Source organism: Microcystis sp. M079S1 (assembly GCF_020246425.1).
GTDB classification, from domain to species: domain Bacteria; phylum Cyanobacteriota; class Cyanobacteriia; order Cyanobacteriales; family Microcystaceae; genus Microcystis; species Microcystis aeruginosa.
In genome coordinates this window covers 1-10,349 of record NZ_JADBSZ010000283.1, presented here as the reverse complement: position 1 = coordinate 10,349, position 10,349 = coordinate 1, and the positions used below count along the sequence as shown (strand labels likewise).

Here is a 10,349-nt window from a genome sequence, read left to right as displayed (position 1 = left end):
TTCTCCTGCTTTAAAGCCATCGGTAAACTTGATTTTACGTCGATGATCAGATAGTTGGTAGCCTGTTAGTTTGTACTCAACGGAACGGCTATGCTTTTTGAACCGAGGAAAACCCTTTTTGCCCGGTATCTTAGCATGACAATTATGATAAAACCTATTAATTGATTGCCAGGCTCTATCAGCAGCCGATTGGCGAGCTTGAGAGTTTAATTTATTAACCCAAGGTGTCTCTTTATTGTTAGCTAGTACCGCACAAAGTTTTTGGAGATCATTGCGGGTTGTCCCTTGATTGGACTGCCAATAACGAACACAAGAGTTACGCACAAACTGAGAAGTTTTGATAGCTTCATCAAGCTGGTGATATTGCTCTGGGGTTCCGTTTTTTAGCTTTGCTTCTACGACTAGCATCTAACAATCCACGACCATTGGTTAAATTAATTATAACACAGTTTACCTACAGATGGTAGAATTAAACCGATGCTCTGGGGTTGATATTCTGGTCGGATTTCATCCCCCGCAAAGGTGAGTATCTTGTCGAAAAATGTAGCGGGGGCATTCATCCGACATTTTAGGTAAATTCCGAATTATCTAGAAGATGGATTTAGGTTGAAATGTGACTTAGATCACATACAATCGGGGTTTCTTTTCGCTAACTTAATTAGCAGGGTACGCTGCCTAAATTTTTAGTAATCTGGGCATAGTCCGCAAGCTTGGCCGGGTAAGCCAAGGGGAATTTTCCCAAACTTGCCAAGCTAAAATCGATCAACTCGCTCAGTACGATAACCCGAAATAGGGGCATCCTCAGAAGGGAGCATCTACTATCTAATCACAATTGACCCCTTTATGGTCATAGCCCTAAAATCCATCCGCTCACTGATTTAGGAGGGCTGAATCAAATAACCATGGCTAGTCTAAACACTGGACAAAGACAAACAAGAGACGAAGAACAGCTACTATACGATTATTGGCTCGACCGCGCACGGACCGATTCCCCCGAGCAATTAATCGAGGATTTTTGTCGTCTGTTTATCGAAGGTGGGGGCTATCAAGAAGCTCCTATTTATTTAGCCCTAGAGCGTCTTGTCAAGGCTAAGGATGCCGAAATTCGTTTTTATCATTTCTTTAACCGCTGCTGTCATATTTTAGTGAATCGATGGCAAACGCAGCCCGCCCATCAGCCAGCAGTTCCCGAATTGGTATCGCTACTGGAAAATTTGCCCTCCCCACCCCCTGGACATTACAGCATCCCCAACAATTTGCGCCATCTGGTCAAAAATTTTACCCTCTCGGATGACTACGTTAGGCTGCAGCGTCTGACGAGAATTATTAGCGGCAAATACAGCGAAAAAACCGCCGCTTCCCTGGGAACCCTGATTAATCGTTATCCCTACCTCTATGATTACTATTTACTCGGTGATGAAAGTCCCCGAGAACAGCGACAAACCGTTAGACGTATTAAGGTGAAAACCGAGAGCCGTTTCGAGGTAAATCTCTCTCGTTATGTCACCTATCAGGTACGTTTGGCACAGGCGGCCCATAGCCCAAAAATCAGGGAAGAAGCGGGGAGAATCATTCAACCGGTAGAAAATCCCACCCTGCTCAATGATAAGGAACTAAATCGCGCCCTCAAGCATTATCTGGGGACGGTAGCAGGAAATTATACTTATAAGGAGCTTTCGCAAAATTTTCTGGCGAATACAGTTTATAGCCCTACCTATAAAGATTTTAAAAATGACCTCTACGATTATCTGATTACCTCCTTAGACTACGGCAAGGGGCAATTTAACAAAAAACTCGACGATGTCCTGCAAAATACTCTACCCCACTGCGATCAACAAAAACCGAGTGAATTTCTCAGGCTGCGTACTTCTAGCCAACTGTTAAATTATCTGGTGGTGGAAAGCGGGCAAAAACCCGATCATTACATTTTTATGGATATGATCACCAATATGGGGGTAACTCGGACTGTGGGGTTATTGCTCAAGTTGATTTTGATCTGTCCCCAGGCAAAACCCCACTTAGATAAACGTTTTGCGATTCTATTTAACCACTACGAGAGTTATTCTTGCGATCAAGTGCCTTGGTTGGTTAAATCCCTAGAAAATCTGCAAGTAGCTTTTAGTATTCATTTCGGTCAAGCTGATTTGTCCTGTCTCCGTCAAATCCAGTGATCAGCTGTTCGCTATCTAAATTACTTGTTAAGACTGTCTATGAGAGGAGAAGGGGGGAAGTGGGGAAGGGGGGAAGTGGGGAAGTGGGGAAGTGGGGAAGTGGGGTGTGGGGTGTGGGGTGTGGGGTGTGGGGAGAATAAATAAAATAATCTCCTATCTCCTGACTCCTATCTCCTGACTCCTATCTCCTATCTCCTGACTCCTGACTCCTGACTCCTGAATCCTGAATCCTGAATCCTGAATCCGTCAAATCGATTAAAAAGTTAAGTAATCTCAACTTCTAGCCAATGGTGACCCGGAGCTAGGGGATAATTAAACCATCGTCATTTAGGCTGCGTTTATCCGTGAAAATTATCGTTATCGGCAGTGGTGGTCGAGAACACGCCTTGGCTTGGAAACTGCTGCAATCGCCCGAAGTAGAACAAGTGTTCTGCATTCCAGGTAATGGGGGAACGGCAATTTTACCTCAATGTGAAAATATCCCCATAGCAATGGAGGATTTTGCCGAAATTAGCCGCTTTGTCCGAGAAAATTGCGTCGATCTGGTGGTTGTCGGGCCAGAATATCCCCTCTCCCTCGGCATTACCGATCATCTTCTCGGCCAAGAAATTGCCGTTTTTGGTCCCACACAAACCGGGGCCTTAATTGAATCGAGCAAATCCTGGGCAAAAGAATTAATGAGCGAAGCAGCAGTTATCACCGCCGTCTCGGAAACCTTTACCGATGCAGAATTAGCAAAAACTTATATCCGAGAGCAAGGAGCGCCAATTGTGGTGAAAGCTGACGGATTAGCCGCAGGAAAAGGGGTAATTGTCGCCGAAACCGTAGATACGGCCCTAGAAGCGATCGATGATCTTTTTACCAGTGGCTTTACTAAAGTCGTGGTGGAAGAATTCCTAGAGGGAGAAGAAGTGTCTATCCTCACCCTCACCGATGGGATCAGTTTTCGTTCCCTGCTACCCGCCCAAGATCACAAGCGGATCGGTGAAGGCGATACTGGCAAAAATACCGGCGGTATGGGAGTTTATGCCCCCGCACCCATAGCCACCGCCGCCATTATCGAAGCGGTAAACCGAGACATCCTCGCCCCCATCGTCGCCACCCTACAAAAACGCGGCATTGACTATCGGGGAGTCCTCTACGCCGGTTTAATGATTTCCCCCGCCGGAGAGCCAAAAGTTCTCGAATTTAACTGTCGTTTTGGCGATCCCGAAACCCAAGCAGTTTTACCCCTACTGGAAACTCCCCTCGCACCCCTACTGCTGGCTTGCGCTCAACAAAAATTAACTGATTTCCCCTCTTTACAATGGCGATCCGGCAGTGCCGTTTGTGTGGTGGCCGCGTCTGCTGGTTATCCCGACCACTACGAAAAAGGCCAGTTAATCACTGGAATTAAGGCAGCTGAAACCGCGGGAGCGATCGTTTTCCACGCCGGCACGGTTTTAAAACACGGCGATATCTTCACCGATGGCGGCCGCGTCTTGGGTGTCACGGCTATGGGAGCTAATTTTAATCAGGCGATCGAACTTGCCTATCAATCGGTGAAAAGGATACACTTTGAGGGCATCTATTACCGTCGTGATATCGGCCACCGGGTAAGGGAAAAATAAGGGTCAGTATTGGGAGCATCTCACCTTTGTAACCCCTAAATCAGGTTTTATGTCAAGCTATTTTGAAAGCCTTGCTAGAAACCAGTTTTAGGGACAAGTATAATTACTCACTTGCATAAATGAGATGCTCCCTCAGTATTTAGGCAGGGGTAAAAGGGGGAATAGTTAGGGGTTTTGAGGATTAATTTATGAGCCAATTTCCCTTTTTTTCCGAATCTCTCACCGCTAATCCTCACCTGATGCCAAACCTCTTTCTAGGGTCATCCCTGACAAAAGCGCATCTGATTTGTCAAAAAACCAGTAACTATTGATAAAATCATGAAACTGAATCGCCCAACCAAATTGCCATCCCTATGCGAATTTTGCTCTATTCTTATAACTATTATCCCGAACCGATCGGCATCGCTCCCCTGATGACGGAATTAGCGGAAGGATTGGTTAAAAGAGGTCATCAAGTCAGGGTTTTAACCGCTTTTCCTTGGTATCCTAATAGTGAAATCGATCCCGAATACCGCGGAAAAATCTATCTAGAAGAAGAACGAAATGGTGTTAAAATTCAACGTTCCTACGTCTGGGCGCGTCCCCAAAGAAGTTTAAAAAATCGAATTTTCTTTGAATTGAGCTTTGTTTTTTTGAGTTTCTTTCAGGCTCTCAAGGGTGAAAAACCCGATCTAATTTTCTTAACTGTCCCCGGATTACCCGTTTGCGTTCCCGCCGCTTTATTGAGTAAATTATATGGGGTGCCGATTATTCTAAATTTACAGGATATTCTGCCCGATGCGGCAGTTCATGTGGGATTATTAACTAATCAGAAAATGATTAAGGTTTTTAGTAGTCTCGAAAAATTTGCCTATCAAACTGCCAGCAAAATCTCGGTTATTGCCGATGGTTTTACCAAAAACCTTATAACTAAAAATGTGCCGAGTCAGAAAATTATTGAAATTCCTAATTGGGTGGATGTAAGCTTTATTAAACCTCTGCCGAAAAACAATAATTATTTTCGCCAAGAAAATCATCTTGAGGGCAAATTTGTTGTTTTATATTCTGGCAATATTGCCCTAACCCAACCCCTAGAAACCCTGATCGATGCTGCAGTTTACTTAGTTGACATCCTTGAGATTAAAGTGGTAATTGTTGGTAAAAAAGAAGCCCTCGATCGCCTAGAAAAGTATCGCCAACAACAGGGGGCCAGTAATGTGCTTTTATTACCCTTTCAACCCCGGGAAAAATTACCAGAAATGTTAGCAGCCGCCGATGTGGGTATGGTGATGCAAAAACATAACGTTATTTCCTTTAATATGCCGTCCAAAATTCAGCTATTATTAGCTAGTGGTCGTGCTATTATTGCTTCTGTTCCCGCCGATGGAACCGCCGCTAGGGCGATCGAGCGTAGTGGTGGTGGTTTGGTGGTTAATCCTGAAGATCCAGAGGCATTAGCTACGGCTATTTTAAAATTATACAAAAACCCAGATTTAGCAACTATACTAGGAGAAAAAGGACGACAATACGCAGAGGAAAATTATGCCTTTGAAAAGACTTTGGATCAATACGAAAAGCTTTTTTCTCAAGTAGTTAGTTAATAATTAGGGTATAGGGATTAGGGATAGGGAAATGGGGAAATGGGGGAATTTCAACTAAAACCCTAAAACCCTAAAACCCTAAAACCCTAAAACCCCAACACCTATTACCCAACCTCCATCACCCCATCACCTAACCCCTAACTCCCACTTAACTATTTTCATGTTCGATAATTTCTCAAAAAAACTCCCCTGGCAAAGTCTCAAACAAGCGATCGCTTTTTTCTTAACAATTATTGCTTTAACTCCAGTGGTTACGGCTTTAATTTCTAGTGTTAATCAGCCCCAAATCCAATCGAATATTCAACTATATCAAACCAATCTCAATCTACAAGCCACGACTCTAAGCAGCGATGCTGATCCTAATAGTGAGGAATTTGCTAATCTTAAATTAATTCAAACTTCCCTGATCGGTGAAGATACTTATAACACTGCCGAGGAACAGTATTTATCAGCCCAGAAAAGTGCCAAAAAAACAATCACCGAACTAGAAAAATCAGCAGTTAATCCCGAACAAAAAAAATCCCTTGAGCGCGACATCAATTCCTTAAAAGATTTAGAACTGAAATTAAGTCTCATTCAAGCTAGTCAAGGTGACTTGGATTCGGCACGGAAAATCTGGCAAGAGATCAAGGAAAAATCAGCATTTGAGAACTATAAACCTGCTGTTTTAAAAAATGCGCTGCTGTTAGAGGGATTGTACAGTGAACCCCCCCAAATTGCTGCCGATGCTGAAGCGAGAATCGAGCGCAATTTTCAAGGATGGTTTCGTTATACCATTCTGGAAAAATTATATAGTCTCGAAAATCGTCAAGAGGATTTACTCGCTTTAGAGGAAGAACAGAGTGAAGTGGCGGCTAATGCGTTAATTAAACTAATTTTAGTGGCTTTGTTGCCTCTTATCGGCGGTTTAATCGGTGTTTTGCTGTTGATCTTTTTATTATTGCAGTGGCTGCTCCGTAAACAGCGAGCGCTGCTCTTTTTAGATGATAGTCTCGCTTGGCAAACTAAGTGGGGAGGAGAAACCCTCTGGTGGGGAATAATTATCGGTTTCTTTTTCGTCGGAGAAATTGTTTTACCGGTAATTTTCGGGATTTTATCGAGTTCCTTGAGTCTCAACCCCGAACAATTTAACCTAGAAGCTAAAGCAATATACGTTGTAGTTAGTTATTTAGCCTTAACAGTGAGCAGTTTATCGGTTTTATACCTAGCGATCAAGCCTTTTCGCCCTTTACCTCCCGATTGGTTTCGTTTTAATCTTTTTAGTCCTTGGCTTCTCTGGGGATTGGCCGGCTATTTCGTCGCTTTACCCCTCGTTATTATCGTTTCTTTGCTCAATCAACTAATTTGGCAAGGACAAGGGGGCAGTAACCCGCTGCTGACTTTAGCCCTAGAATCCCAGAATACCTTCGCTTTAGTCTGTTTTGCCTTTACTGCTTCCCTTGCCGCTCCTTTTTTCGAGGAAATTGTCTTTCGCGGCTTTTTACTAGCTTCTTTGACTCGTTATCTGCCTGTTTGGGCTGCGATCGCTCTTAGTAGTTTGATTTTCGCCCTTGCTCACCAAAATTTGTCAGAAGTGCTGCCTTTAACCGTCCTAGGTTGTGTTCTTGGCTTTGTTTACACCCGCTCGAAAAATTTATTATCCTCAATGTTGGTTCATAGTCTCTGGAATGGTGGCACCCTGTTAAGTTTATTTTTATTAGGCAGCGGTGCAGGTTAGGTGAAGTCTCTGGTTTTCGGGGTAGCCTAGAGATGATGACAAATACCGTCTAATTAATTATCAACCTATCTCTGTTGGATAAACCATGACTATCGCTCAAAGCTTACCCCTAGTCGAGTCTCATGTAAACCCTGAGATAATCTTCCCAGAAGGCCAATTTTGGAGTGATGAACCCCCTTTGGAAAGTAACCTACATCTACAACAAATTATTTTATTAATTCAGTGTTTAGAATGGTGGTGGCGCGAGCGAGAAGATTATTTTGCCGCCGGCAATTTAACCATTTATTACAGTCCTAACCAGAAAAAGTCAGAATTCTTTCGTGGTCCCGATTTTTTCGTCGTTTTGGGGACAAATCCCAATCCCAACCGCAGAAGTTGGGTAATTTGGCGAGAAGAGGGCAAATATCCCAATTTAATTGTGGAAATTCTCTCCGATAGTACCGCCAAAGTTGACCGAGAGGAGAAAAAACAAATTTATCAAGATATATTTCGCACTCCCGATTATTTTTGGTTTGACCCAGAAAGCTTAGAATTTCAAGGATTTACCCTAATTAGCGGTCAATATCAACCGATTGCCCCCAATCCGCAGGGATGGCTCTGGAGTCAACAATTAGGCTTATATTTGGGTTTATCTGCCAATAAATTGCGCTATTTTACCCCCGAAGGGGAATTAGTACCCACTCCCGCAGAAGCGGCACAACAAGCAGAAAATCGGGTTTTAGAGGTAGAAAATCGGGTTTTAGAGGCAGAAACCCAAGTTGAACAGGAAAGGCAGAAATCCGCAAAATTAGCGGCTAAACTGCGGGAATTGGGCATAAATCCCGATGAAAATCTCTAATCTTTCTCTGTCATCCCTTGCACTTAATTAGATAACCACATCGTTGCTCACCTTGGTTGATCCAGTGAGTCCGTTCGATCGTACAATCGGGAAGCAGCATCGCAAACATTTCTAATTCATGGCCACAGATACTGGGATAAGAACCAGCCACCTCAGCAATAGCGCAATGATGCTCGGCCAGGACATAACTATTTTCTGCTTCCAGTGCCACTAATTCTGCCATATAACCCTCCTCTTGGCGAATTTCCAGCAATTTTCTCATTCTTTCCCCTAAAGACCCCTTCCCGAGGCGCAATTGATATTCTGCCGCTTTGCGTTGCCACTGTTTTTTGAGAATTTCCCCCACCTGTTGCTCTCCCACCGTCTCCACGAGAGTATTGAGGAAAGAAACGGCGAAATTATCGTAATTATGGGGAAAACGGCCACGACCTTGACGACTGAGACGATAAATGTGCTGAGGCCGTCCTATCTTATTTTGTACGGCAAAATATTCTATCAGTCCTTCCTCCTCCAAATCCTTAAGATGGCGGCGCGTCGCTTGCGGACTAATACTTAACTCCTCAGCCAAGTCTTGGGCGGTAGATTGACCGTTTTTGAGCAAATATTGCAGAATATCGTCTTTCGTCGAGGCGGGTTGAGTCGTGGTCATGATACCAAAAACAGAGGCTTTAGCGTACAATTGCGGAGAGTCAAGAAGCGGCCAATTACCCCTACAGAGTAACCTGAATAACAGAGGTTTACCAGCATCCTCTGAAATTTTCCGTGACTTTGACAACAGCTTTGTTGTTAATCTATTATATAATCAATTTAAACAACAAGAAAGTTGTTTAACTGCCTCCCCTGCCTACCGCGTAGAGAGAACACTAACCCCCATGAGTGCAACCACCGTTAAAAACCTCGTTAACCAACCCTACAAGTACGGTTTCATCACCGATATCGAATCGGAAACCATCCCCCGCGGTTTAAATGAGGAGATTATTCGCCTAATTTCGGCGAAAAAGAAGGAGCCGGAATTCATGCTCGATTTTCGTCTCCGGGCCTATCATCAATGGCAAAAGATGACCGAACCCAGTTGGCCGCACGTTTCCTATCCTGCCATTGATTATCAAAATATTATCTACTACTCCGCACCCAAACAGAAAAAAGAAAAACTCAACAGTCTTGAAGAAGTTGACCCCACTTTAATCGAAACCTTTGAAAAATTAGGCATTCCCCTTTCGGAACAAAAACGCCTTTCTAACGTGGCCGTGGATGCTATCTTTGATAGCGTTTCTATCGCCACAACTTTTAAAGAAAAACTAGCAGAACAGGGGGTTATTTTCTGTTCTATTTCGGAAGCTTTACAGGAACATCCCGAATTAGTGCAGAAATATCTCGGTACTGTGGTTCCCGTGGGTGATAATTATTTTGCCGCTCTTAATTCTGCCGTTTTTAGCGATGGTTCCTTTGTTTTTATACCCAAAGGTGTCGTCTGTCCTATGGAATTGTCCACCTATTTTCGGATTAATAACGGTGAGACGGGACAATTTGAAAGAACTTTAATTGTCGCTGAGGAAGGGGCATCGGTAAGTTATTTAGAAGGTTGCACCGCTCCGATGTACGATAGTAATCAACTTCATGCCGCCGTCGTGGAATTAGTCGCCCTCGATAATGCGGATATTAAATATTCGACGGTACAAAATTGGTACGCTGGCGATGCCAATGGTAAGGGAGGTATTTACAATTTCGTCACTAAACGGGGTCTGTGTAAAGGAGTTAATTCTAAGATTTCTTGGACGCAGGTGGAAACTGGTTCGGCAATTACTTGGAAGTATCCCAGTTGTGTCTTAGTCGGCGATAATTCCGTCGGGGAATTCTACTCAATTGCCCTAACTAATAACAAACAACAGGCCGATACAGGTACGAAAATGATTCACATTGGCCGCAACACCAAGAGTACCATTATTTCTAAGGGAATTTCGGCGGGTAACTCCCAAAATAGTTATCGCGGGTTAGTGAAAATGGGACCGAAAGCCAAAGGAGCAAGAAATTACTCCCAGTGTGATTCTATGCTCATTGGAGATAATGCCGAAGCTAACACTTTTCCCTATATTCAGGTGGATAACAACAGTGCTAAAGTAGAACACGAAGCTTCTACTTCTAAAATCGGTGAAGACCAATTATTCTACTTCGCACAACGGGGTATTTCCGAAGAAGATGCTGTCTCTATGTTAGTCAGTGGTTTCTGTAAGGATGTCCTCAGTAAATTACCGATGGAATTCGCCGCCGAAGCCGATAAACTCCTAAGTCTCAAGCTAGAAGGAACCGTCGGATAACAGTTATCAGTTATCAGTTATCAGTTATCAGTTATCAGTTATCAGTTATCAGTTATCAGTTATCAGTTATCAGTTATCAGTTATCAGTTATCAGTTATCAGTTATCAGTTATCAGTTA

The 10,349-nt window shown here is 43.5% G+C and carries 8 protein-coding genes and 1 pseudogene; 7 read left to right on the top strand and 2 right to left on the bottom strand.

Annotated elements, in window-relative coordinates:
• A pseudogene (locus IM456_RS18415) lies at positions 1-408 on the bottom strand (RNA-guided endonuclease TnpB family protein); the annotation flags it as partial.
• Between the two features lie 494 nt (positions 409-902).
• On the opposite strand from IM456_RS18415, the gene IM456_RS18410 reads away from it, so the two are divergent.
• The 6 genes from IM456_RS18410 to IM456_RS18385 all read left to right on the top strand — a co-directional run bounded on the left by IM456_RS18410 (position 903) and on the right by IM456_RS18385 (position 7,916).
• Positions 903-2,171, top strand: coding sequence for a Sll1247 family protein (locus tag IM456_RS18410; protein WP_149987178.1), 1,269 nt, complete (start codon positions 903-905; stop codon positions 2,169-2,171).
• Between the two features lie 344 nt (positions 2,172-2,515).
• Positions 2,516-3,781 (top strand): phosphoribosylamine--glycine ligase, encoded by a 1,266-nt coding sequence (gene purD / locus IM456_RS18405; protein ID WP_149987473.1) that lies wholly within the window; start codon positions 2,516-2,518, stop codon positions 3,779-3,781.
• Between the two features lie 188 nt (positions 3,782-3,969).
• Positions 3,970-4,092 (top strand): hypothetical protein, encoded by a 123-nt coding sequence (locus IM456_RS18400; RefSeq protein WP_287694622.1) that lies wholly within the window; start codon positions 3,970-3,972, stop codon positions 4,090-4,092.
• A 42-nt stretch (positions 4,093-4,134) separates the two neighbouring features.
• Positions 4,135-5,361: a glycosyltransferase family 4 protein gene (locus IM456_RS18395; RefSeq protein WP_149987474.1), complete on the top strand. Its 1,227-nt coding sequence runs from the start codon at positions 4,135-4,137 to the stop codon at positions 5,359-5,361.
• A 160-nt stretch (positions 5,362-5,521) separates the two neighbouring features.
• Complete coding sequence (locus IM456_RS18390) at positions 5,522-7,078, top strand: CPBP family intramembrane glutamic endopeptidase (RefSeq protein WP_149987475.1); 1,557 nt, start codon at positions 5,522-5,524, stop codon at positions 7,076-7,078.
• 85 nt (positions 7,079-7,163) lie between these two features.
• On the top strand, positions 7,164-7,916 hold the full coding sequence (locus tag IM456_RS18385; RefSeq protein WP_149987476.1) for a Uma2 family endonuclease: 753 nt from the start codon (positions 7,164-7,166) through the stop codon (positions 7,914-7,916).
• 10 nt (positions 7,917-7,926) lie between these two features.
• Here the strand turns inward: IM456_RS18385 and sufR are convergent, their stop codons facing one another.
• Positions 7,927-8,565, bottom strand: coding sequence for an iron-sulfur cluster biosynthesis transcriptional regulator SufR (gene sufR, locus IM456_RS18380; RefSeq protein WP_012265479.1), 639 nt, complete (start codon positions 8,563-8,565; stop codon positions 7,927-7,929).
• A 223-nt stretch (positions 8,566-8,788) separates the two neighbouring features.
• On the opposite strand from sufR, the gene sufB reads away from it, so the two are divergent.
• Complete coding sequence (sufB, locus tag IM456_RS18375) at positions 8,789-10,231, top strand: Fe-S cluster assembly protein SufB (RefSeq protein ID WP_149987489.1); 1,443 nt, start codon at positions 8,789-8,791, stop codon at positions 10,229-10,231.
• Positions 10,232-10,349 lie beyond the last annotated feature (118 nt).

Coding starts and splice junctions, on each gene's coding strand:
- IM456_RS18395 (WP_149987474.1), top strand. CDS start 4,135: ATGCGAATTTTGCTCTATTCTTATAACTATTATCCCGAACCGATCGGC.
- sufB (WP_149987489.1), top strand. CDS start 8,789: ATGAGTGCAACCACCGTTAAAAACCTCGTTAACCAACCCTACAAGTAC.
- IM456_RS18400 (WP_287694622.1), top strand. CDS start 3,970: ATGAGCCAATTTCCCTTTTTTTCCGAATCTCTCACCGCTAATCCTCAC.
- IM456_RS18410 (WP_149987178.1), top strand. CDS start 903: ATGGCTAGTCTAAACACTGGACAAAGACAAACAAGAGACGAAGAACAG.
- IM456_RS18390 (WP_149987475.1), top strand. CDS start 5,522: ATGTTCGATAATTTCTCAAAAAAACTCCCCTGGCAAAGTCTCAAACAA.
- sufR (WP_012265479.1), bottom strand. CDS start 8,565: ATGACCACGACTCAACCCGCCTCGACGAAAGACGATATTCTGCAATAT.
- IM456_RS18385 (WP_149987476.1), top strand. CDS start 7,164: ATGACTATCGCTCAAAGCTTACCCCTAGTCGAGTCTCATGTAAACCCT.